The sequence below is a fragment of the Janthinobacterium sp. EB271-G4-7A genome, from assembly GCF_020858075.1.
GTDB classification, from domain to species: domain Bacteria; phylum Pseudomonadota; class Gammaproteobacteria; order Burkholderiales; family Burkholderiaceae_D; genus Janthinobacterium; species Janthinobacterium lividum.
Genome location: NZ_JACYMI010000006.1, coordinates 195,830 through 218,602, shown reverse-complemented (window position 1 = coordinate 218,602; position 22,773 = coordinate 195,830). Strand labels below are relative to the sequence as shown.

Here is a 22,773-nt window from a genome sequence, read left to right as displayed (position 1 = left end):
GAGCCTTAGAAAGAAAAATTGGAAAGTACATCGGGGGTGCCGGCATCGATCGCCTGCTGTTCTTTGTCGGCCAACTTGGCGGCATCCCATATTTCAAAGTGGCTGCCCATGCCGATCATCATGACTTCGCGCGCCAGTCCGACGGCGTTGCGCAATTCGGGCGAGATCAGCACGCGGCCGGCCGAGTCCAGCTCGACGTCGACGGCGTTGCCGAGGAAGATGCGCTGCCAGGCGCGCGCCGACATCGGCCAGGCGGCGATTTGCTGGCGGTGGCTTTCCCACACGGGACGGGGAAAAAACAGCAGGCAGCCATCGGGGTGTTTGGTGAGTGTCAAGCGGCCTTCGCATTGAATCGCCAGCGCGTCACGGTGCTTGGCAGGGATAGACATCCTGCCTTTGGCATCGAGATTGATTGCGGACGCGCCTTGAAACACGGAAGACCTTTTTGAGCTTGGGTTGCGACGCTTGCGCATCGCGATGAAAAGGGAAAATTTCCCACAAAAACACACTTTTTCACACAGTTGCCCACTTTAGAGGAAGCAAAGATAGTGGTCAAGCGGTTTCCGATTGGCAAAACAGGAATTTTATTAATGAAATTAAGGACTTAGCGCATATCGTTGAAGGAGTCTCAAATAAAAATATATCGATAAATTAGATACTTATGAAAGATAGTGAATGTGCTACCTCATCTGCACACATGTGTTTTCCTACCGTAAACATCGAAAAAAACGAAATCAAAAAATTGAATTTTTTACAGTTAGTTGACGCATGACAATAGTTTCGTCATCCGGACACAACAGCAATCAAGCATCGGAAAAGACTTGGTTTAAAGCAAAAGAAAATCATCCTTGGCGCGTATCGCCCCTGTTTTCCGGGCCTGGCCTGTCGCAGGAAAACTATTTTTGCAACGCAGCAATTAATTGTAACCAGGAAACTTTAACCAATTATTCATTTTTAGTTGTCTATACAACTTTATCGCGGATGCTATATTTTTAGATACAAAAAAAGCCCCGTTGCGGGGGCTTTTTGGACGGCGCACAGCATGAAAAACGCTGCGGGCGATACGCTCCCTGGCAAGCCAGGAAACAGGAATTCAAGTGAAGCAGGCCGGTAGGCCGGATTTTGTTACGGCGCCTTCCCTTGCAGGTTGGCGCTATGACAGTCATTCCTCTAGGCGCCAGATTACTCGGGCGCTCAAGCTTTCTACCCGCACGCTCCGCGAGCAGCATCATCGCGTGCCTATTTGAAATTGCACCAGGTGGAGGTTACCGCGTTTCACCGTAACTTAATACGCTCGTCTCTGTGGCCCTATTCCTCGCCTTATACCTTGCGGCTTTCGACGGACGGCCGTTAACCGTCACCCCGCTCTATGGAGTCCGGACCTTCCTCCCGCCAGCGCATTGCTGCGCCGGCCAGCGACTGTCTGGCCTGCTTCACCCGCCATTGTACCGCGCCGCAGCATGTTTCTGCAAAAAGGCCTGTGCACGCGCGACACCGCTCGCCGGGCCCCTCGTCGGGTCCCGGCCCGGGGGATTGTGTAATTCGGTGTCGCCATTTCAAAAGCCGGGCCAAATCGGCTCACATAGAATGAGGCAAGCTGCTTGCATGCAGGCGCATGCGCACCGCTTGCCCCATTTCTTTGCCACCCACTAGAATATAAAGAGCCGAACATGACGCAACAACCCCGTACCGGCGGCCAGATCCTGGTCGATGCCCTGCAGATCCACGGTGTCGACACCGCCTTTGGCGTGCCTGGCGAAAGCTACCTCGACGTGCTCGACGCCCTGCACGATTCGGGCATCCGCTTCATCATCAACCGCCAGGAAGGCGGCGCCGCCTTCATGGCCGAAGCCTACGGCAAGCTGACGGGCAAGCCGGGCATCTGCTTCGTCACGCGGGGACCGGGCGCCACCAACGCCTCGATCGGCGTGCACACGGCCTACCAGGATTCCACGCCGATGATCCTGTTCATCGGCCAGGTGGGCAATGATTTCGTCGACCGCGAAGCATTCCAGGAAATCGACTACCGCCGCATGTACGGCCAGATGGCCAAGTGGGTGGCGCAGATCGACCGCGCCGAGCGCATTCCCGAATACCTGGCGCGCGCCTTCCAGGTCGCCACCAGCGGCCGCCCCGGCCCCGTCGTGCTGGCCCTGCCGGAAGACATGCTCATTGCGCTGGCCACGGTGGCCGACACGCGCGCCTACCAGCCCGTGCAGGCGGCGCCATCGGATGCCCAGCTGCAGCAGTTGCGCGGCATGCTGGCGACCGCGAAGCAGCCGCTGGTCTTGCTGGGCGGTACCACCTGGACGCCGCAAGCGTGCGCCGACCTGCAGCAGTTCGCGGAAAGCAACCACCTGCCCGTCGCCTGCGCCTTCCGCTTCCAGGACTTGCTCGACAATTCCCACCCGAACTACATCGGCGACGTCGGCATCGGCATCAACCCGAAACTGGCCGCGCGCGTGAAAAACGCCGACCTGGTCATCGCCATCGGCCCGCGCCTGGGCGAAATGACGACAGGCGGTTACACCCTGTTCGACTCACCCGTGCCGCGCCAGCGCCTGGTGCACATCCATACGGATGCCGAGGAACTGGGCAGCGTTTACCAGGCCGAGCTGATGATCAACAGCGGCATGCCGCAAGTATGCGCCATGCTGGCCGCCATGGCGCCCGTCGATGCGTCCGCCTGGCAGCATACGCCAGCCGAAGCCAAGGCCGAGCTGGCCGCCTACCAGGAGCGCCCGCCCATCTTCCAGGATAGCCAGGCGCCGCTGGACCTGTGGCAAGTGACGCAAGAAATCATGGCGCAGGCCCCCGCTGACACCATCCTGACGAACGGCGCCGGCAATTACGCCTCGTGGGCGCACCGCTTCTATCGCTACGGCGGCATGCGCACCCAGCTGGCGCCAACGAATGGCGCCATGGGCTACGGCGTGCCGTCCGGCGTGGCGGCGAAGATCGTGCACCCCGAGCGCACCGTGATCACGTTCGCCGGCGATGGCGAATACATGATGAATGGCCAGGAACTGGCCACGGCCGTGCAATACCAGGCGGGCGTGGTCATCATCGTCTTCAATAACCAGATGTTCGGTACCATTCGCATGCACCAGGAGCGCGACTACCCGGGCCGCGTGTCGGGCACGACCCTGCACAACCCGGATTTTGCGGCGTTGGCGCAAGCGTATGGCGCACATGGCGAAGTGGTGAATACGACAGAAGAGTTCGCCCCCGCCCTGCAACGGGCGCTGGCGCACGCCAAGGCGCACAACTTGCCGGCCTTGATCGAACTGCGCTACGACGGCAACCTGATCACGCCGAACGCGACGCTGGCCACCATCCGCGCCACGGCGGAAAAGGCGCAGGCCGCCAAATAAGCCTCCCGCAAGGCGAGAAATAACAAAGGCCCGGTCGATACCGGGCCTTTTTCTTTGTAACCGCAGCAATCGCTCAGGCGGCGGGCACGGGCGCGCTTTCCTCGGCAGGCGCTGCCTCGGCGGGCGCTTGCGGCACCGGCGGGCATGGCGTGCAATGCTTCAGGGGACGGCCGAAATCGCGCACGCGGCTCAGTTTCATCGGCATGCGCACGTTGCCGCCGCAGTAATCGCCTTCCAGGGTCAGGGTCTGGCCATCTTTGGAAAACTTGCCGACGATGGTGCGCTCTTCGCTGTCGGCGCCGGCGATGGTGAAGTCGAAGGCGCCCGTGGCGGCGTCCAGGTTGACGTCGTTGGCCACGATGGGCCAGCTCAGGGCGCCGGCCGTGAATTCATAGATGACGGAATCGGCTTCGGCAAAGCGGTGCAGCGTCACGCGCTGGCCGCCGATTTCGCCGCTATCCTTTTGCAGGCACAGGTCGGAGTAGACGGCCACGCCGTAGCGCTCCAGTCCGGCCGGCTTCTTGCCCTTGACGGCAGCGACAGCGGCGCCCGTGGCGCCAGCAAGCAGCAGCGCGGCCAGCAAGGCGGCCAGGCGCGGCGAGGTGAATGAATACATGGCATTCCTTTACTTGAGTAACGGCGTGATTATAACTGGCGCCGCACATGCAAAAACGCGCCGCCAGGCCGAAGCCAGACAGCGCGTTTCCTTGCTTATCAGCATCCCCGAAGGGATGCTGGCAGCGGTACTAAGCTTCGCTTGCGCGAATATTAGAACGAGTGACGAACACCAACGTTGAAGGCTTTGTCGCCCGAACCGATGTTGCTGTTGTTACCAACGGTGTAAGCTGCGCCGTTTTTGTTCTTGATCTTAGCGTACGAAGCGTAGGTGCTGGTGCGCTTCGACAGAGCGTAGGAGTAACCCAGTGCCCATTGATCAGCATCAGCGTTAGCGATGCCTTTGTCGTTGGTCTTGATGTACGAAGCCATCACGGTGCCAGCTGGGCCAACTGGTACGGTCGCGCCGACCAACAGGTTAGCGCTGTCGGTGCTAGGAGCAGCAGCGTTGTAGCCGTACGCGTTCAGGCTGCCGGTGGTGCCGAAAGCTTGACCAGCAACAACTGCGTTGGTGTTGCTCAGACCCGAGTTGTAGGTTGCGCTGTTGTCGCCTTTGTTGACGCCGTATGCCAGGAAAGCCTTGGCAACTGCGAAGTCGTAGTTAGCTGCAGCCAACCAGTTACGTGCGCTACCTTTGTTGCTGATAGCGGATTCGTTGCTGGTGGTGTTGTAAGCCAGACGTGCGTTCAAAGGACCGTTCGAGTAGCCAGCCGACGCGCCGATTTGACGGCCGTATTTGTTCGAATCAGCTTGTTCGCCGAAGGTGTAAGCCACATCAGCGTCAAAGCCGTTGAAGTTTGGCGAGGTGTACAGCACGGTGTTGCTGGTGCGGGTGTTCGCTGGGAACAGGTTCTTGGCGGAACCAGCGTAGCCCACTGCGAATGGATCAGCAACTTTCGACAGGGTGTTGTACCAAGGCGTGTATTGACGACCCAGGGTCAGGGTACCGGTCGTTTTGCTGCTCAGACCTACGTACGATTGACGACCGAACAGGGCTTCGTTTTTACCTTGCGAGCCGCTGTCAACACCGAAACCAGCTTCCAGAACGAACAGAGCCGACAGGCCGTTGCCCAGATCTTCGGTGCCTTTGAAGCCCAGACGGGAAGCCGAAGCAATGCCGCTGTCTACTTTGTTGGTGGTGCCGGCTGCGCCGCCGCGCTCGCTGACGAAACCAGCGTCAACGGTACCGTAGATAACAACGCTCGATTGAGCTTGGGCTACGCCAGTGGCTGCTGCCAGAACTGCCAGGGTGATCAGAGTTTTTTTCATTGCGATTTCCTTTAATTTTGAAGCAAAAAGTAATACAGCCTATGCATCTCGAGCTGCGCTCTAACAGAGCGCTTTTTATGAGTGAGGGCAAGGTCTCCACCTGCCACATTGCTGTTCCGGTCAGGGGAACAATTCACATCGGTATCGGCACGCTATTGCACCGATAAGCTTGAAGGCTGCAGAGCGACCGTATTTTGATGCGCCGGTTCGGTGCTCAAAGGGCACCGGAAGCGGCACTATAACGACCGTTTCACATTCCATCAAGTTCCAACATGTTACTTCCGGTACCAGGCCGAGGGCTTTTTCAGGCATCCCGACCATCGCCAACCGTACTACGCGACAGAGCCAGTGCCCCTTGCCAACCAATGCATTGGCCTGATTGACCATTCCATCATAGCGCATGCCTTGTCGACACCCGTTGTATTAGTGCAACAGTATCAGGCGCGTGATTAAAACATCAACATGCTTTACCCATCATTTACCCTGCATGATTTACGCGACAAAGCGCACAATTTGTCAGGCGATAATGGATAAACGGAACGAAGCATACACGGCATCGCCAATGTTTGCTGCCGGATGCCCAAAAACGGGAAATATCACGCCCTGTTTTGGTGCGTTGCCGCATTATTCAGGGGCGTAGACGCCATTTTTGACGTCGGCGCGCGCGTCAGGAAAATAGGCAGAGTATCAACACAATTACTGACTTTCCGGTAATTTAAATTGCTCACATAGAAATGTTTTTCATGTTTTCCGGCTAACTCTTCAGCCACCCGCCTAGAACCGATGAGGACGACTCTTGCTTGCAAATTGCGCATCAGTTGAAACAAATTCTTACAATGTTGCCTTCTCAATATTTCGACATATTTGTGTCTAAAAAACGACACATTGACCGAAATCAAGTTTTCGCCGACCCGATACCACACAATTTACTTTTTCTTTTTCGCATTTTTTGCTTATAAGCATCAAGAATCAGCCTTAACGCTGGCTTGCGCGGCGGAGCATGCGCATGAAAGGGCCCAGCACCGGCAGTTTTTCATACAATTCTTCCGCCACATCCCAATAATCGCGGTGCATTACCACCCGTCCCTGCCTATCGAAACGCACATGTGTTGCGCCACGAATACATTGTTCGCCAGATACCAGGCGTTTCATGCGAAAGCGAAACTCCCACGTCAGGAACGCTTGCTCTCCCTGCCCCAGGCTTTCCAGCACGACAAACCGTGGCGCATCGACTTGCACAAACATGTGCTCGAAGATGGCCAGGATGGCGGCATGGCCCTCGACCTCGTTGAACGGGTCCTTGAAGCGGGCGTCCGGCGCATACACGGCGCCCAGCTGGGCCAGGCTTTCCAGGCTCAGATGCTCGTAAAACGCCACCAGGCGCGCCAGCGCGCCTTCCATGGTTGCGCTCATAGGCCCGTCACCTTGTGGATCAGCCAAAAATAGGCGCGGTACGGCAACAGCCGCGCCAGGCGCATGGCATTGGTAAAGCGCTTGGGGAAGTGGATATGGAACTGGCCCCGCTCGATGCCGTCGAGCATGGCGGCGGCCGCGTCACGCGCCGTCATCAGGGCCGGCATGGTGAAATCGTTGTCCGCCGTCAAGGGCGTGGCGACAAAGCCGGGGTTGATCTGGTACACGCCGATGCCGCGCGGATGCAGGTCCAGATACAGCGACTCTGTCAGGTTAATCAGCGCCGCCTTGCTGGCGCCGTACGCGAGCGCCTTGGGCAAGCCGCCATAACCGGCCACCGAAGCGACGATGCCGATGCCGCCACTGCCCTGGCGCAATAGCCACGGCAAAGCCTGCTCCAGGCAATTGAAGACGCCGCCCACATTCAAGGCCAGCAAGCCCTGGGCTGCCTCAAGGTCGAAGCTATCGGCGCGCATCGCCTGATAGCCGCCGGCGACCACCAGTATCAGGTCGATATGCGTCCACTGCTGCTGCAATTCTACGCAGACGGCCCGCAGCTGCGCGTGCTGGGTGATATCGAGCGGCAATGCCTGCGCCAGCGCCTGTCCGTCGCACAGCCGCTCAAGGCTGGCACGATGGCGGGCTGACAAGGCCACGCTGGCGCCCTGCTCCAGCAACAAGGTGGCGCACGCGGCACCGATGCCGCTGGAAGCGCCGATGATCCATACGCGCTTGCCGGCCCAGCTGGTAACCTTGCGATTCATGGGGCCGCCTGCGGACGCTTGCTGAACGATAAAGTGACGGCGCCCAGGCTGAAGCCGAACTTGCTCATGGCGGCGCGGTTCAGCATGACCTTGTCATCCATCAGGAACATCCAGTCCTCGAAGTCGACGTGGTAAACCGTGCCGTCGACGGGCAACGCCAGCACGTATTGCCAGCGCAGCGCATTGCCGGCCACTTCGCCGACAGCTTCCCCGATCACGTCGGGCGCCGTGCCGATGAAGCGCCCGGGCGCCGTCTTGCGCAAGGTCCACACGCGCCGTTGGCGGCTGCCATCCGAATACGTGAAGTCTTCATCCAGGGTGCCCGTCTCGCCCACCCAGCTGGCCCGCATCACCACGGTGAAGCGCTTGACCACCTTGCCGGAGCGGTCCTGGAAGATGCCGTGGGCATCGAGCGTGCCATTGAAATACTGTTGCAGATCCAGTATGGGCAATTCCTGCGCATACATGGCCGGCGTGGGCGGCGTGGAGCAGGCGGCCAGCGCCAGCATCAGGACCGCCAGCGGCAAACGGTGTTTGCAATAACTCATGAAGCGCATGCGCGATTCTCCAGGTGGTCACTATATATATGTTGCAAGGGTGCACGCCACAACAGTAACGCCGCCAGCAGTTTCAAGGCGCAGGGCAGCAAGGCGTAGGCGGCAGCCAGGGCTGGCAAGCCTTTGCTGCTGCCCGGCACATAGCCGAGCCAGGCCAGCAGGGGCAAGGCGATGCCGGCCGCCAGCGCCAGGCTCATCTGCACGCCCCAGTTCCACCAGCCGAAATACGCCGCTTCGTGCCGCCCGGCATGACCGGCCGCGCCGATCAGCCCTGCCAGCAGGGCCGGCGGCAAGGCCAGGTCGGCGCCCAGCGCCAGGCCCGACAGCAGACAGATGGCGGCAAAACCCCAGGCGGCACCCGCGCCCAGGCCATACGCCCAGACAAACACGGTTGCGGCCAGCAGCATGGCACCACCCCAGGCACGGGCTTCGCCAAAGCGTCGCGCCAGGGCCACCCACACGGGCATCGAGGCGGCCGCCGCGCAAAAGTAGACGATCAGGAACGGCCCTGCGTAATGGCCCAGGCGCAGGTAGTCAGTGGCAAAGAACAGGAACAGGGTGGCGGGAATGGCGGCTGCCACGCCATTGACGAGCAAGACGGCAAACAGCCAGCGAAAGGCGCGCTGGCGAAACGGCAGGCGCCAGGCGCCAGCGGGCAGCGCCTGCGGGCCTTGGCGCAACACCGGACGCGGCGCGCGCGCCAGCAGCAGCGCCCCCGCCGCCAGCAGGCAGATGGCGAAGGCCAGCGACAAGCCGTCGTAGCCGAGCACGGAAGTGAGCCCCGCTGCCAGGATCACGCCGAGCAAGCCGCAGCCTTCGCGCACGGCCGTCACCCGCGCCCGCTGCGCGCGCAGCTGGCTCAGGGCCGCGCCCCAGCTCTGGTGCGCGATGCCGGCCAGGCCATAGGCGGCATACACGAGCAGCAAGGCGGCCAGGAACCAGGCCAGGGTGGCAGCTTCCCGCATGGCCGGCGGATGGAACAGGGCAGCAAAGCCCAGCAGCAGCAAGGGCAGCGAGGCGCCAACATATATTGCATAGCCGCGCCCGCCACGCGCCATCCAGACACCGAGGGCAGGATCGATGAAGGCGGCGGCGATGCGTGCCGCCAGCAGCACGGCACCGATTTGCGCCAGGTCAAGACTGCTGCGCTGCGCATAAAACGGCGCCACATATATATAGATGGGCAGCGCCAGCATGGCCAGCGGCAGGCCGAACAGGCCATAACTGAACAAGGCAGGCAAGGTCAAGGCGCTGGCCCCGGCGTTCATGGCAGCGGCGCCGCACTCTGCAGCAAGGCCGCGCGCAGCTTCGGCGCCGTGCTCGACGGCGACAGCCAGATGGCAAAGAAGGCGCGCGCGAAGTCGCCATCCGTCACGTCGGCCAGCACCTTGCCATCGAGATAAAAACGCACGCCGGGCGCGATGCCCGCCCGGTAGGCGCCTGCGATGCGCTGGTCTTCCTTGACGTCAGGAAAGATGCGCTGCATGGTGGCCAGCCAGGCCAGGCGCTGCTCCGACGTACCCGCGCCGATTTTCTGCATCTGTTCGTAGCTGGCTTCGGCGATTTTCTTGCCGTCGAGCGCGCGCGCGTAGCGCAGTTCCAGTACAAACGGCGCCGATTCGGATGCCGTACCCTGGTAGCCTTGCGGTCCCACCCAAAGTTGCGCGCGGTAAATACGCATGCCGAACCACGTGTATTCGCCCTCGCCCGCCAGGCGGGCCTCGGGTACGTCGGCAGCGATAAAGGCTGGCGGCGCGGCAGCGGCGCCCAACATGGTCAATGACAGCACAACAGTGGCAAGCAGGCGGCGCATGGTCAGTCCTTGATCAGGGTAAATTGCATCACATCCGTGTTGTGCGCCTGGAAGGCGGCCTCGCAATACGCGAGGTAAAACTCCCAGGTGAGCAGGAAACGGCCATCGAAACCCTGCTTTTCCAGCGCCGCGCGCTGGGCCAGGAAGCTGGCGCGCCACTGGCGCAAGGTTTCCGCGTAATCGAGGCCAAAGCTGAAGGCGTCTTCCACGCGCAAGCCCTGCGCCTCGGCGGCGCGGCGAAACCCGGCCGGCGAAGGCAGCATGCCGCCCGGGAAAATGTACTGTTGAATGAAATCCGTGCTCTTGCTGTAGCGCTCGAACAGTTCGTCGGCGATGACGATGGTCTGGATGCAGGCGCGTCCGCCCGGCTTCAGGTTGCGCGCCACACACTCGAAATAGCCGGGCCAGTAGCTTTGTCCCACGGCTTCGAACATCTCGATCGAGGCGATGGCGTCGTACTGGCCATGGCTGTCGCGGTAATCGCACAGCTGCAGGTCGGCCTGCCCTGCCAGCCCCGCATCGTGCAGGCGCTGGCGCGCATAGGCCAGCTGTTCCGTCGACAAGGTCAGACCCGTCACGTGCGCGCCGCAGTCGCGCGCCGCCGTTTCCGCAAAGCCGCCCCAGCCGCAGCCGATTTCCAGCACGCGCTGGCCCGGCTGCAGTTGCAGCTGGTCCGCGATGCGCTGGTATTTGGCACCTTGCGCCTGCTCCAGGCTGGCGCCTTCGGTGAACAGCGCGCTCGAATACGTCATCGACGGGTCCAGCCACAGCTGGTAAAAGGCGTTGCCGATGTCGTAATGGGCGTGGATATTCTTCTTGCTGCCGGCACGCGAATTGCGGTGCAGCAGATGGCGCACCTTATAGATCAGGTTGCCCCACCAGTTGCCGTAGATCAGGGATTCGATGTGCGCACGGTTGCGTATCATCAATTCGATCAAGCCCGGCAAATTGTCCGTGCGCCAGTCCCCCGCGATAAACGTTTCGGCAAAGCCGATGTCGCCCGAGCGCAGGACGGCCGCACACAGGCGCCAGTTGTGCAAGTCCAGGGTGACGGGGTGGCTGCCATCGCCGTACAGCAAGATGCTGCCATCAGGCGTGCGCAGGCGCAAAGCGCCATATTGCAATTTTTCCAGCAGGCGCACGATCATGCGCCCGGCAGCGGGCATGTCCACGTGCGCATGCCGATGCAAGGGAGTGGAACTGCTGCGCGCATGCAGGCCGGTCGGCAGGGAATCGGAGCTCATCGGGACACCTTTTCTTGTGGAGGGTGGGGTTTGCTGAAAAACGGCACGCGGCGCAGCCACAGGCGCAATGCCTGCCAATGGATGCGCGCCATCACGCCAAACGTCATCAGGGGGTAGCGTAGCAAGGCCCAGGCGATGGCGCCATCGCGCAGCGGCTGCGCCGTGCCGGACAAGCTCGTCTGCAGCAGCGGGCCATCGAGGTCGTCGTAATCGACCCTGGCCAGGTGGCGCTCGCCGCCCTGAGCGTGATTGCGCAGGAAACGGAAGCGGTACTGGCCTTCCACCTTGCAAAACGGCGACACGTGGAAAATTTTCTTGGCGACCAGTTCGCTGCCATACGCGATGGCGCCGCCCTGCTCGAGCAAGTACAAATGGCGCTCGCCAAAGGTATTGCGCACATCGCAGAGCACAGCCCGCAGCGCGCCGTCAAGCCCGTGGCAAAACCAGAAACTGACGGGATTGAAGACATAGCCGAACATGCGCGGCATGGTTTGCAGCCAGATTTCGCCGCCCGCGTCGACCACGCCATGCTGGCGCAGCAAGCCGTCGATCCAGTCCAGCAGCGGCGTCGTGCCATCGCCGTGGTCGCTGTCGCGGAAGGACAGCACATTGGCGCTGTTGCGCGAAATCAAACGGGCAGCAAAATCGTGCGCGCCCAGGCTGCGCAAGGGCAAACGCACATAAAACATGCCGTAAGCAAAGGCATGCGCGCGCGGACGCAGCCGCGCATGGCGCACCCGTCCCAGGCACAGCTGGGGCTGCGGCCGGAGCGGCTGCTTGGGATCACGCGGCATGGCCAAGCTCCGCCGACGCCAGGCCATTGAGTGCTTCCGCCACGGCCAGGCCCGACTTCAAGCCGTCTTCATGGAAGCCATAGCCGGTCCAGGCGCCCGCGAACCACGTGTGCTGCGCGCCCTGGAAGCTGGCCAGGCGCGCCTGGGCCGCAATGGCCGCGCCATCGAACACGGGATGGGCATACGAAAACTCGTCGATGATGCTTGCCGGATCGGGCTCGTCGAGCGGATTGAGCGAAACGATGACAGGCGTGGTGAAGGGCAAAGGCTGCAACTGGTTCAGCAAATAATGCACGCACACCTGCGGCGCATCCCCGTGCGCGGCCGGCCGGCCCTGGTAATTCCAGGCCGACCAGGCACGGCGGCGCTGCGGCAGGCAGGACGCATCCGTATGCAGCACAGCCCGGTTGGGCTGGTAGCGCACGGCGGCGAGCACGCCGCGTTCGTCGTCGCGGATATCTCCCAGCAGGGCCAGCGACTGGTCGCTATGGCAAGCGAGCACGACGTGGTCGACGTGGTCGACGCCGGCGGCCGTCTGCAGCTCGACCATGCGCGCGCCACCGTGCGGCTGGCGGCGCACGGCCAGCACGGGGCAAGCCAGGCGCTGCTGTGGGATGCCTGCCAGCAATTTTTCCACGTACACGCGCGAGCCGCCCCGCACCGTGCGCCATTGCGGCCGGTCGCTCACTTGCAGCAAGCCATGGTTGTGGCAGAAACGGATGAAGGTGGCCAAGGGAAAGGCCAGCATCTGGCGCGCCGGACACGACCAGATGCAGGCGGCCATCGGCAACAGATACCAATGGCGGAACTCGTCGCCATAGCCGTGCAGGTCGAGGAATTCCCCCAGCGGCATGGCCGGCGCCGGCAAGGCGGCCGTGGCCAGGGCGCTGGCCTGGCGGTTGAAGCGCAGAATGTCGCGCAACATGCGCAGAAAGGCGGGGCGCAGCAGATTGCTGCGCTGGGCAAACACGGTGTCCAGATTGGCGCCCGCCCATTCCAGCACGCGGGCGTCCGGCGTCGCGCCCAGCGGCATCTTCACGGAAAACGACATGTCGCTGTCGGCCGCTTCGACGCCCAGTTCCTGGAACAGTTGCACCAGGTGCGGATACGTGGCGTGGTTAAACACGAGAAAACCCGTGTCGACGCCATGCGTGACGCCATCGAGCGTGACATCGACCGTGTGGCTGTGGCCGCCAAAATAATCGCCCGCCTCGTACAAGGTGACGTCCTGGCCCGATTGCGCCAGGCGATAGGCACACGACAAACCTGCGATTCCTGCTCCGACGACGGCAATTTTCATGAGTACACCTGCATTAAGTTTGTCCTGGACAAAATCAGCTTCATGGATAATCGATGAATTATTGATTCATGTCAATGAGTGTGCGAGCCGCTCCAAAACTCATACGCCCGCACTTTCCAATCGGATTCAGCTATTTGGTATGGGGCGGCGGAAGGCGTAAAATGCATGCCACGTTCTTCCGCAAGCGAGCAAAGCCACCCTGGTATGGATACTGACCTGCAACCCACTTCCGCCTTCAGCATCAGCGATGTCGAACGCGATACCGGACTGGCCAAGGAAACCTTGCGTGTGTGGGAGCGCCGCTACGCCTTTCCCCAGCCCCAGCGCGACGCCTTTGGCGAGCGCAGCTACCCGGCCGAGCAAGTGCAGAAGTTGCGCATGGTCAAGCGCTTGCTGGACCTCGGATTCCGCCCGGGCAAAATCATGCAGCACAGCACCGTGCAATTGCAGCAGCTGGCCAGCGCCAGCAGCGCGGCGCCGTCAACGCCGGCCCCCCAGCTCGAACACTACCTGTCCCTGTGCCGTGGCCACCAGATGGCCGAACTGGGCGACGCCCTGCGCCAGGCGCTGGCCGTGCTGGGCCTGAAAGCGTTCACCATCGACGTCATCGCCCCCCTCACCGGCATGGTGGGCGAAGCGTGGGCTTGCGGCGAACTGGCCGTATATGAAGAGCATCTGTATAGCGAAACCTTGCAAACGGTAATGCGCCACGCCATCTTTTCCCTGCCACAAGCAAGCAGCCCGTCCACGCGCTCCCCACGCATCGTCCTCAGTACCTTGCCGCAGGAGCGTCATGGCCTGGGGCTGCTGATGGCCGAGGCGCTGTGCGCGGCGGCCGGCGCCCATTGCATGTCGCTGGGCGTGGAAACGCCGCTGACGGACATCGTCGCGGCCGCCCGCGCGCAACGGGCGGACATCGTGGCGCTATCGTTTTCCAGCGCCAGCAAGCAACGGCAGACGCGCGACAGCCTGCAGCAGCTGCATGCAAGCTTGCCGCCCAACATGGAATTGTGGGCCGGCGGACGCAGTCCTGTGCTGACCAGGCAGCCGCCACACTTTTTGCATGTGCTGGACCTGCGGCAAGTCGACGAAAGCATCGCCGACTGGCGCCGCCGCCACCAGGCACTGGCCCTGCAAACCCACTGAACCGGCTGAAAAGCGCGGCAACTGCGGCGATCTCCGTGGATAGCGGCGCAATGTTGCCAATCGAACAGTAAAGCATGAAGGGCCGGGCGCGCTCTGGTAGAATAGCCCGTAACACAGTGTCCGGCGCCGCCGGGCCTTAGGTCAGCACCCGCCACCACACATCCATGTTTAGTTTCTTCAAGAAAAAACCCATCGCTCCCGAGGCTGCACCAGCCGAGCCTCTCGTCCTTCCCGCCGCCACGCCGCCTGCCTCTCAGCCTGCCGCGACGCCCCTCAGCGGTGCGCCGGCCGAGCTCGTGCCCGTGATCGTGGCCGCCGAACCCGAGAAAAAATCGTGGATGACACGCCTCAAGGCAGGCCTGTCGAAAACCTCGAACACCCTGTCCGTGCTGTTTGTCGGCGCGAAGATCGACGACGCCCTGTACGAAGAGCTGGAAGCGGCGCTGCTGATGTCCGACGCCGGCATCGACGCCACGGAATTCCTGCTGACGGAATTGAAGAAAAGGGTCAAGGAAGACAAGCTGCTCGACGCGGCCGCCGTCAAGGCCGCCCTGAAAGTGCTGCTGATCGACCTGCTCTCGCCGCTGGAAAAGCGCTTCGAGCTGGGCCGCCACAAGCCGCTGGTGATGATGATTTCCGGCGTGAATGGCGCCGGCAAGACCACCACCATCGGCAAGCTGGCCAAGCACATGCAGTCGAATAACCAGTCCGTGCTGCTGGCCGCGGGCGACACCTTCCGTGCCGCCGCACGCGAGCAGCTGATGGTCTGGGGCGAGCGCAACAACGTCACCGTGATTTCGCAGGAATCGGGCGACCCGGCCGCCGTGGCCTACGACTCCGTGCAATCGGCGAAAGCGCGCGGCATCGACGTGGTCATGGTCGACACGGCAGGCCGCTTGCCGACGCAGTTGCACCTGATGGAAGAATTGAAGAAAATCAAGCGCGTGATCGGCAAGGGCATGGATGGCGCACCGCATGAAACCTTGCTCGTCATCGACGGCAACACGGGCCAGAACGCCCTCACGCAAGTGAAGGCCTTCGACGATGCCCTGCAGTTGAGCGGCCTGGTGATCACCAAGCTGGACGGCACCGCCAAGGGCGGCGTGCTGGCGGCAATTGCCCGCGTACGCCCCGTGCCCGTGTATTTCATCGGCATCGGTGAGAAAATTGAAGACTTGCAGCCTTTCGTGGCTGCCGAATTTGTCGAAGCGCTGCTCGGATAAGCCCATACATGATTGAATTTCAGCACGTCTCCAAGCAATACTCCCCCGATGCCGTGGCGCTCAGCGACATTTCGCTCAGTATTGCCAAGGGCGAGCTGGTGTTCCTGGCTGGCCCGTCCGGCGCCGGCAAATCCACCTTGCTGAAAATGATCGCCGCCATGGAACGCCCCACGTCGGGCAAGCTGATCGTCAATGGCCAGGACATGGCGAAGATCAAGCCGGCCGGCGTGCCGTTTTTGCGCCGTAACATGGGTCTGATCTTTCAGCAGCAAAAATTGCTCAACGACCGCTCCATCCTGGCCAACGTCATGCTGCCGCTGCTCGTCGTCGGCGCCCACAAGGCGGCCGCCGAACAGCGCGCGCGCGCCGCGCTCGACAAGGTGGGACTGCTGGACCGCGCCATGGCGCGACCGCTGTCGCTGTCGGGCGGGGAACAGCAGCGCGTATCGATCGCGCGCGCCATCGTCAACCGGCCGCAGATCATCCTGGCCGACGAACCGACGGCCAACCTGGACCGCGCCAGCGCCAACAAGGTGCTCGACGCCCTGAAAGCATTCCACTCCGTGGGCGTGACCTGCCTCATTTCCAGCCATGACGAACAGATGCTCGACGCCGCCGCCCGCGTGATCCACCTGAAAAACGGCCAGCTGGTCGCCATCGACAAGGCCACGCAGGCGCCCGTCTTCGCCCCGCCCGATCCCGATTTTGCACCCTCTCCCGACCAGGACGACGCGCAGGGAGAGCAGGCATGAGAGGCTGGTTCCGTCAACACCGCTTCGCCCTCGGTTCGGCGCTGATTCACTTGCGCAAGTCGCCGGGCGGCTTTCTATTGAACGTGCTCGTCGTCGCCATCGCCCTGTCGCTGCCGTTCGCCGGCTTGACCATGCTCGACAATGTCCGCCCCATGTCGGAACAGATGTCGGTCGACCCGGAAATCAGCGTCTTCCTGAAGATCGACACGCCGCGCGAGCAAGCCGTGGCCCTGGCGGGCGCCATGCGCAAGATCGTGGGCCCGCAAAAGGCGAAGATCGTCTTCATCCCGCGCGAACAGGCGCTGGACTCGCTGAAAAACAAGAGCGGCCTGGCCGATGTGCTCAGCACCCTGGGCGACAATCCCCTGCCCGACAGCTATGTGCTGAAACTCGATGCCTTCAGCAGCGCCAGCGAAGCGCAGGATGTCGATGCGGTGGCGGAACAGTTGCGCCAGCTTCCATTCGTGGAATCGGCGCAAGTCGATTCGGCCTGGGTCAAGCGCCTGGCGGCCCTGCTGGGCGTGCTGCGCCTGGTGCTGCTGCTGCTGGCGATCACGCTGGGCGTGGCCGTGATCGCCGTGGTCTTCAATACCATCCGCCTGCAGGTGATGCAGCAGCGCGATGAAATCAGCATCTCGAAATTGATCGGCGCCACCGATACCTTCATCCACCGCCCCTTCTATTACACGGGCGCCCTGCTGGGCCTGTGCGCCGGTGCGCTGGCCCTGGGCGCCGTGGCGCTGGCCTTGCAGCCGCTGAATACCGCGATTGCCGAGTTTGCCCGCCTGTATGCGTCCGAATTCCAGCTGGTGCCGCTGGCGCCGCTGCCGATGGCCGGCTTGCTGGCCCTCAGCGCCGGCCTGGGTCTGATCGGCGCCTTCCTCTGCGTGCAGCGCCACCTGGCGCGCCTGAACTGACCTTCCTTTCCATGGCGGCGCTCCCGCGCCGCCATGCGTCTCGCCATCCCCATATTGCTGCTATATTGATATTAAGCAAGTATTCTTAAGGCTCGCTTCAGCCAGAGGCCGTAGACTGGCCATGTTGTCGTAAAGCGGCCTGCGGCGCTGTTCAGATCGCTTTTTAAAGATGTATATCAAGCATTCATTCGCCATAGCATTTAGGCTATCAGGTCGATTAAATGTGCTGATTGGCACTCTCAAGCAGAGAGTGCTAATATAGGGACATACCAATAGCAGAACCGCCATGGACGCCAGATCAAGATGGTGCCGCGATCTGCAAAGTGCAAGACCGAATACGCAAAAACGAAGATACGAGCTGCCACGTCGCGTGACGTGGCCAACTGGAACAAAGCAAGACTACGAGGGAGAAAACATGACTATGATGTCCGCAACGTCCGCATTGGTTCCGACCAAAAGTAATGCGCTGGGCCTCGGGTTCACTGGCAATCTGGGCAATATCGACGCCTATATTTCGGCCGTGAACCGCCTGCCCATGTTGACCCATGACGAAGAAATTTCGCTGGCGACACGCCTGCGTGAAAAAAATGACCTGGCCGCCGCGCAAGAACTGGTGCTGTCGCACCTACGCCTGGTGGTCTCGATTGCCCGCGGCTACCTGGGCTATGGCTTGCCGCACGCCGACCTGATTCAGGAAGGCAATATCGGCTTGATGAAAGCCGTGAAGCGTTTCGATCCGGACCAGGGCGTGCGCCTGGTGTCGTACGCCATGCACTGGGTGAAAGCCGAGATGCACGAGTACATCCTGAAAAACTGGCGCCTGGTCAAGGTCGCGACGACGAAGGCGCAGCGCAAGCTGTTCTTCAACCTGCGCAGCCACAAGACGGGCCTGGACGCGATGACGCCAAAGCAGATCGATGCGCTGGCCAAGCTGCTCGACGTGAAGCGCGAAGAAGTGATCGAGATGGAAACCCGCTTGAGCGGCCGCGACATCGCACTGGAATCGCCGACCGACGATGAAGACGACAAGTTTTCGCCGATCGCCTATCTGTCGTCGGAGCAAAGCGAGCCGACCAAGGTACTGGAAGCGGAACAAGTGACGCGTCTGCAATCGGAAGGCCTGGAAACGGCACTGTCGAAGCTGGACGCCCGTTCGCGCCGCATCATCGAAGCGCGCTGGCTGGCCAACGACGACGGCTCCGGCGCCACCCTGCACGCGCTGGCAGAAGAGTTCGGCGTATCGGCCGAACGCATCCGCCAGATCGAAGTGGCGGCGCTGAAAAAAATGAAGGGCGCCCTGGCCGCCTACGTGTAATCGCAAGCAATGCCGCAATGCAAAAGGCGCCGCAAGGCGCCTTTTAGTTTTATAACTTGATATTTATCAACAGATAAACATTGTCAGCCCTTACGCTGCAGCCAAGCCCTTGGTGATCAGTTCGGCGACCAATTCATTCAGATCCGCGCCGCGTTCCTTGGCCAGGGTCTGCAATTGCAAGACCAGATCGCTGTTCAGCTTGACGGCGAATGGCACCAGGCCCAGGGCCTGATCGCGCTTGCGCTGCTCGCGGCGGTCGATGACCACCGCTTCCTTACCGAATGCACCGGCGCCGGGAACATTCATCTTTCCCATCAGTTTCTTGGCATCGCTTTTGGCCAGGTCGGTTTTTTTCATGGTTGTTTCCTGATTTTCAAAACAGCCATTCTACGCAGTAATCGGCGCGCCGCGTGGCTGGCGCATCAATTCACCGGCAGCACGCCAATAGTGCGCCGTAAAAATATCATTTTGTTACTATCATTTTCATCCCACGCGTGAACAAGCACGCCGGGGACGCTCCACCTGAAAGGAAAAACATGCATTATCTGACCCGCTCTTACCGCACCGTGCTGCTTCCCCTGTTCTTCGCCTGCCTGGCCGTGCTGGCTGGCTGCGGCGCGGCCGGCAGCGCCGGCGACGCGGAAAACACGCCGCGCAGCGTCACCCACGTGCTCTCGCCGGGCGAACAGGTGGCCATCACGGCCACCGACACCCTGAAACTCGAACGTGTCAACGACAGCCGCTGCCGCAAGGGCGCCGTGTGCGTGTGGAAAGGCTACGTCAGCTACAGTTTCAGTTTGCTCAACAGCGCAGGCGCCGCGGACATCGTCTTGTCCGACTCCATGCCCGGCGCCGCCAGTTCCGTCACCGTCAACCACCTGACGTTTACCCTGCTCGACGTCGATCCGGCCACGCCGCCCGCCCTGAATGCGGCCGAGCCCACGTACCGGGTCAAAGTGAAAATCACGCAGGGCGCACTGCCCCGCTAAACGCTGTGGCGCCGCCGGCTGTCGGCCGGCGCCTGCTGCCGGTCCAGCATGCCGTAATCGCGCACGACGGCGGCAATGCGCAGCCGGTAGTCGTCAAACACACCCTGCCTGCCTGCCGATTGCGCCGCGCGGTGCGCTTCCAGCTGCCGCCATTGCGCCAGCGCCGCCTCGTCGCGAAAGAAGGATAGCGACAGCAATTTGCCTGGCTCGCTCAGGCTGCTGAAGCGCTCGATGGAAATGAAACCGTCCACTTCATCGAGCAAGGGACGCAGCGCGGCGGCCAGGTCCAGATACTGCTGGCGCCCTTCCGCGCCGGGCCAGACTTCGAAAATCACGGCAATCATTTCATTTCTCCCAGGCTAAAAACAGGGATGCGCGCGTTCAGCGACGGCAGATAACGCCACGCCAGCGGCACACGGTCCAGCCCGTCGGCCCACGCCTGCAGGGAAGCCGTGGCGATGGCCTGCGCGATGGACTGGCCCGGACAGGCGTGGCGGCCATGGCCAAAACCGCACTCTGCATGGCCGGCGCTGGCCAGCACGACGACGATCATCTGCCCGGCCGCCACGCGCACGCCATCGAACTCCACGTCTTGCGCCGTGTAGCGGCGCGTGTTGTGGATGGAGGGGTCATGCCGGCTGACCTCGCGCAGCAGGGCTGGCCACAGCCGGGGGGCGGCACCCACTTGCGTGGACCACTGCGGTTGCGTGCGCAAGGCAACTATGGCATTGCCCAGCAAGCCGGCCGTGGCGTCGCAGGTCTGCGACAGCAGACCCACGAGGTTGGCCAGCACGCCGCCCGAGGCCTGCCAGCCCAGCGCTTCCGCCTCGGACACGACCTTGGCCAGCAAGCTGCCGGGCAATGCATCCGCCTCGCGCAGCAACGCGGTAAAACCTTGCAGCAAGGCGTCGGCTGCCACTTGCGCGCCAGCCAGTTGTTCTCCATTACTCAGCGGCGACAGGCAGGCGACGAAATCGCGCGTCCAGGCGGCCAGCGCCGGCCATTGCGCTGGCGCAAAACCCAGCAAGTCCGCCATGGCAAACAGGGGCAGTTCGAACAGCGCGCCGTTCAATTGCGCGGCGCTGGCGGGCACGCGGTCGCTGGCCATGCGCCATGTCCGCGCCTGCAGGCGCGCCAGGTCCACCTGTCCCAGCGAACGCGCCAGCACCTGCTTCGGCACGGCATGCCGTTCCCCTTCATTCATGCGCACCAATTCCGCAAAAATCGCACCGCACGGCGTGCCCTCCAGGGTATCCGGCACCGGCTGGCCGGGCGGGCGCACGCGGCAATCGGGATGCTCGAGCACGGCGTGCACGCCGGCCGCGCCCGTCGCCAGCCAGCAGTCGAGCCGCACATCGAAACGCAGCGGCGGGCCGTCCGCCAGGCGGCGATAGTAGTCATACGGCGCCGCGTGGGTAACGGCTGAAAAAGGGTCGGCGGGGTCGATAACAAAGTCGGCGAGCGGCATGCGCATTCCATTGCAGTGAGGTGGGGACACGAGTATGCTGCCCCTTCCACCACTACACTTCGCCCTGGAACGAATCATGGATGACAAGCTTCCCTCGGCCGACATGGGACTGGCGCAACTGGCCGGCGCCATCGCCGAACCGGCCCGCGCGCGCATGCTGTGCAGCCTGCTCGACGGCCATGCGCGCACGGCCACGGAATTGGCGGCGCTGGCCGAGGTGGGCGCCTCGACGGCCAGCGCCCATCTGGCGCGCTTGCGCGACGATGGCTTGCTGTCGATGCTGGCGCAGGGCAAGCACCGTTACTACCGCCTCGCCAGCGCGGAAGTGGGCCAGGCCCTCGAAGCGCTGCTGGTGGTGGCCGGCGTGGCGGCAACGCCATTTACGCCCACCACGCCGGACCGCTTGCGCCATGCGCGCACCTGCTACGACCACATGGCCGGCACGGTGGCCGTCGCCCTGCATGACCAGTTGCAAGCGCAAGGCTGGCTGCTGGCCGATGGCGGCGAAGGCGAGTATCGGCTGTCGGCATCGGGGGCGGCCGGCATGGCGGCCCTGGGCATCGACGTGCCGCAATTGCAGCGCCAGCGCCGCCGCTTCGCCTGCGCCTGCCTGGACTGGAGCGAACGGCGCGCCCACCTGGGCGGCGCGCTGGGGGCGGCCATCCTGCAGCTGGCCCTGCGCCAGCGCTGGGCCGAGCGCGAACTCGACAGCCGCGCCCTGCGCCTCACACCGGACGGCGAACGGCGCCTGCTGGCCGCCTTCGGTGGCCGCTGAACGGCACAGGCATTTTGTATCTCGGAAGCAACTAGAACGCAAAAAAATGCGCTTTTATCATTCTTTTCATTCATCATATGCTGCGCCCTTGAGCGATCATCTTTACCTTTCGGCCATGGAAAGAGTCCATCTTGAAAACAGTGTCATCCAGCACGCATCCCGCCAGCACCTGCCATAACTGCAATACCGATGCGCCAGGCAACTTCTGCAGCGCCTGCGGCCAAACGACTACCCTGCACATGCCCAGCGCGCGTGAATTCCTGCATGAATTCGTCGCCCATTATGTGGCGCTCGAAGGCAAGCTCTGGCGTACCCTGGCCCTGCTGCTGTTCCACCCAGGCGCACTCAGTAATGAATACCTCGCGGGACGCCGCGTGCGCTACGTCGAGCCGCTGCGCGTCTACCTGACCTTCAGCATCCTGTTCTTTGCCATCCTCAAGTTCAGCAGCCCCGGCGTGTTCCTCACCGTCCACGACCAGCAAGCCCAGGTAGGCGCCCATGGTCCCCGCCACATTGCGGAAAACAAGACATCGACCATGCAGGTCAGCATTCTGGGCCAGACGCCCACCCTGCCGCGCCAATGGCAAGACTTTGAGCAACTGCCCACGGCCGAGAAACAAAAACTCGTGGTGGAAAGCTTTTTTCATTACGCGCCGTATGCCATGTTTTGCCTGATGCCGCTGTTCGCCCTGTTCCTGAAAATCCTTTACCTGGGCAGCGGACGCCGCTATGGCGAGCATTTCCTGTTCGCCTTGCATACGAATGCCTTCGCCTTCATCACGATGGCGCTGATGATCCTGATCCCCGTCGACCTTGTCCGCCTCGTGCTCGGCGCCTGGCTGCTGGCCTATCTGCCCTGGGCCATGTGGCGCGTGTATCCAAGCGGCAAACTCGCCACCGTCTGCCGCTGGCTGTTATTGATGGTCGCCTACAGCCTCGCCATGAGCCTGGCGATCCTGGCCTGCATCGCCATCGGCGTGATGCTGCGGCATTAAGTTACGCCACTAAGGGACGCTCTGGCGGCGCCGTATCAGGCTATCATCCT

23 protein-coding genes and 1 other RNA gene are annotated in these 22,773 nt (G+C 62.2%); 9 read left to right on the top strand and 15 right to left on the bottom strand.

The features are described 5' to 3' along the window. Positions 1-5: 5 nt before the first annotated feature. Positions 6-434, bottom strand: coding sequence for a division/cell wall cluster transcriptional repressor MraZ (gene mraZ / locus IGS58_RS27330; protein ID WP_034748899.1), 429 nt, complete (start codon positions 432-434; stop codon positions 6-8). Positions 435-1,095: 661 nt separating this feature from the next. Further along, positions 1,096-1,435: RNase P RNA component class A (gene rnpB / locus IGS58_RS27325), an RNA gene on the bottom strand. 235 nt (positions 1,436-1,670) lie between these two features. On the opposite strand from rnpB, the gene IGS58_RS27320 reads away from it, so the two are divergent. Continuing rightward, the gene (locus IGS58_RS27320; RefSeq protein WP_230523163.1) at positions 1,671-3,374 is read left to right on the top strand and encodes a thiamine pyrophosphate-binding protein; all 1,704 of its coding nucleotides are present in this window, start codon (positions 1,671-1,673) and stop codon (positions 3,372-3,374) included. Between the two features lie 73 nt (positions 3,375-3,447). On the opposite strand, the gene IGS58_RS27315 is transcribed toward IGS58_RS27320, so the two are convergent. From IGS58_RS27315 to IGS58_RS27270, 10 genes are all read right to left on the bottom strand, one after another. Beyond that, positions 3,448-3,990, bottom strand: coding sequence for a hypothetical protein (locus tag IGS58_RS27315; RefSeq protein ID WP_070258846.1), 543 nt, complete (start codon positions 3,988-3,990; stop codon positions 3,448-3,450). A 152-nt stretch (positions 3,991-4,142) separates the two neighbouring features. Then, positions 4,143-5,258 (bottom strand): porin, encoded by a 1,116-nt coding sequence (locus tag IGS58_RS27310; protein WP_070258844.1) that lies wholly within the window; start codon positions 5,256-5,258, stop codon positions 4,143-4,145. A gap of 975 nt (positions 5,259-6,233) precedes the next feature. Beyond that, on the bottom strand, positions 6,234-6,671 hold the full coding sequence (locus IGS58_RS27305) for a nuclear transport factor 2 family protein (RefSeq protein ID WP_070258842.1): 438 nt from the start codon (positions 6,669-6,671) through the stop codon (positions 6,234-6,236). Then, positions 6,668-7,435, bottom strand: coding sequence for an SDR family NAD(P)-dependent oxidoreductase (locus IGS58_RS27300; protein ID WP_070258840.1), 768 nt, complete (start codon positions 7,433-7,435; stop codon positions 6,668-6,670). Before IGS58_RS27300 ends, IGS58_RS27305 begins: the two co-directional genes overlap by 4 nt. Next, positions 7,432-7,992: a DUF3833 domain-containing protein gene (locus IGS58_RS27295; protein ID WP_081345821.1), complete on the bottom strand. Its 561-nt coding sequence runs from the start codon at positions 7,990-7,992 to the stop codon at positions 7,432-7,434. Before IGS58_RS27295 ends, IGS58_RS27300 begins: the two co-directional genes overlap by 4 nt. Then, on the bottom strand, positions 7,980-9,260 hold the full coding sequence (locus IGS58_RS27290) for an MFS transporter (protein ID WP_230523162.1): 1,281 nt from the start codon (positions 9,258-9,260) through the stop codon (positions 7,980-7,982). Before IGS58_RS27290 ends, IGS58_RS27295 begins: the two co-directional genes overlap by 13 nt. After that, on the bottom strand, positions 9,257-9,805 hold the full coding sequence (locus tag IGS58_RS27285) for a chalcone isomerase family protein (protein WP_070258836.1): 549 nt from the start codon (positions 9,803-9,805) through the stop codon (positions 9,257-9,259). Before IGS58_RS27285 ends, IGS58_RS27290 begins: the two co-directional genes overlap by 4 nt. 2 nt (positions 9,806-9,807) lie before the next feature. Beyond that, positions 9,808-11,049 (bottom strand): class I SAM-dependent methyltransferase, encoded by a 1,242-nt coding sequence (locus IGS58_RS27280; protein ID WP_442908383.1) that lies wholly within the window; start codon positions 11,047-11,049, stop codon positions 9,808-9,810. Beyond that, positions 11,046-11,843, bottom strand: a complete 798-nt coding sequence (locus IGS58_RS27275; protein ID WP_070258926.1) for a DUF1365 domain-containing protein — start codon at positions 11,841-11,843, stop codon at positions 11,046-11,048. Before IGS58_RS27275 ends, IGS58_RS27280 begins: the two co-directional genes overlap by 4 nt. Next, positions 11,833-13,143, bottom strand: coding sequence for an NAD(P)/FAD-dependent oxidoreductase (locus IGS58_RS27270; RefSeq protein WP_230523161.1), 1,311 nt, complete (start codon positions 13,141-13,143; stop codon positions 11,833-11,835). Before IGS58_RS27270 ends, IGS58_RS27275 begins: the two co-directional genes overlap by 11 nt. Before the next feature lie 165 nt (positions 13,144-13,308). Between IGS58_RS27270 and IGS58_RS27265 the strand changes: the two genes are divergently transcribed. From IGS58_RS27265 to rpoH, 5 genes are all read left to right on the top strand, one after another. Continuing rightward, positions 13,309-14,289: a MerR family transcriptional regulator gene (locus tag IGS58_RS27265; protein WP_230523160.1), complete on the top strand. Its 981-nt coding sequence runs from the start codon at positions 13,309-13,311 to the stop codon at positions 14,287-14,289. A 164-nt stretch (positions 14,290-14,453) separates the two neighbouring features. Then, complete coding sequence (gene ftsY, locus IGS58_RS27260; protein WP_230523159.1) at positions 14,454-15,512, top strand: signal recognition particle-docking protein FtsY; 1,059 nt, start codon at positions 14,454-14,456, stop codon at positions 15,510-15,512. An 8-nt stretch (positions 15,513-15,520) separates the two neighbouring features. Further along, positions 15,521-16,264 (top strand): cell division ATP-binding protein FtsE, encoded by a 744-nt coding sequence (locus tag IGS58_RS27255; RefSeq protein WP_034784934.1) that lies wholly within the window; start codon positions 15,521-15,523, stop codon positions 16,262-16,264. Further along, positions 16,261-17,181: a permease-like cell division protein FtsX gene (gene ftsX, locus IGS58_RS27250; protein WP_230523158.1), complete on the top strand. Its 921-nt coding sequence runs from the start codon at positions 16,261-16,263 to the stop codon at positions 17,179-17,181. The genes IGS58_RS27255 and ftsX overlap by 4 nt, the downstream gene beginning before the upstream one ends. A gap of 421 nt (positions 17,182-17,602) precedes the next feature. Continuing rightward, positions 17,603-18,496, top strand: a complete 894-nt coding sequence (gene rpoH / locus IGS58_RS27245) for an RNA polymerase sigma factor RpoH (protein WP_034784924.1) — start codon at positions 17,603-17,605, stop codon at positions 18,494-18,496. A gap of 90 nt (positions 18,497-18,586) precedes the next feature. Here the strand turns inward: rpoH and IGS58_RS27240 are convergent, their stop codons facing one another. Further along, complete coding sequence (locus IGS58_RS27240; RefSeq protein ID WP_034784922.1) at positions 18,587-18,853, bottom strand: hypothetical protein; 267 nt, start codon at positions 18,851-18,853, stop codon at positions 18,587-18,589. Positions 18,854-19,032: 179 nt separating this feature from the next. Here IGS58_RS27240 and IGS58_RS27235 point away from each other — a divergent pair, with 179 nt between their 5' ends. After that, the gene (locus IGS58_RS27235; RefSeq protein ID WP_070258830.1) at positions 19,033-19,485 is read left to right on the top strand and encodes a hypothetical protein; all 453 of its coding nucleotides are present in this window, start codon (positions 19,033-19,035) and stop codon (positions 19,483-19,485) included. Here the strand turns inward: IGS58_RS27235 and IGS58_RS27230 are convergent. Beyond that, positions 19,482-19,829 (bottom strand): antibiotic biosynthesis monooxygenase family protein, encoded by a 348-nt coding sequence (locus IGS58_RS27230; RefSeq protein ID WP_230523157.1) that lies wholly within the window; start codon positions 19,827-19,829, stop codon positions 19,482-19,484. The genes IGS58_RS27235 and IGS58_RS27230 overlap by 4 nt on opposite strands. Further along, positions 19,826-20,953, bottom strand: coding sequence for a cytochrome P450 (locus IGS58_RS27225; protein ID WP_230523156.1), 1,128 nt, complete (start codon positions 20,951-20,953; stop codon positions 19,826-19,828). Before IGS58_RS27225 ends, IGS58_RS27230 begins: the two co-directional genes overlap by 4 nt. 76 nt (positions 20,954-21,029) lie before the next feature. Between IGS58_RS27225 and IGS58_RS27220 the strand changes: the two genes are divergently transcribed. Both IGS58_RS27220 and IGS58_RS27215 read left to right on the top strand, forming a co-directional pair. Further along, positions 21,030-21,728: an ArsR/SmtB family transcription factor gene (locus IGS58_RS27220; RefSeq protein ID WP_230523155.1), complete on the top strand. Its 699-nt coding sequence runs from the start codon at positions 21,030-21,032 to the stop codon at positions 21,726-21,728. A gap of 140 nt (positions 21,729-21,868) precedes the next feature. Further along, positions 21,869-22,723 (top strand): DUF3667 domain-containing protein, encoded by an 855-nt coding sequence (locus IGS58_RS27215; RefSeq protein ID WP_230523185.1) that lies wholly within the window; start codon positions 21,869-21,871, stop codon positions 22,721-22,723. The last annotated feature ends 50 nt before the right edge of the window (positions 22,724-22,773 follow it).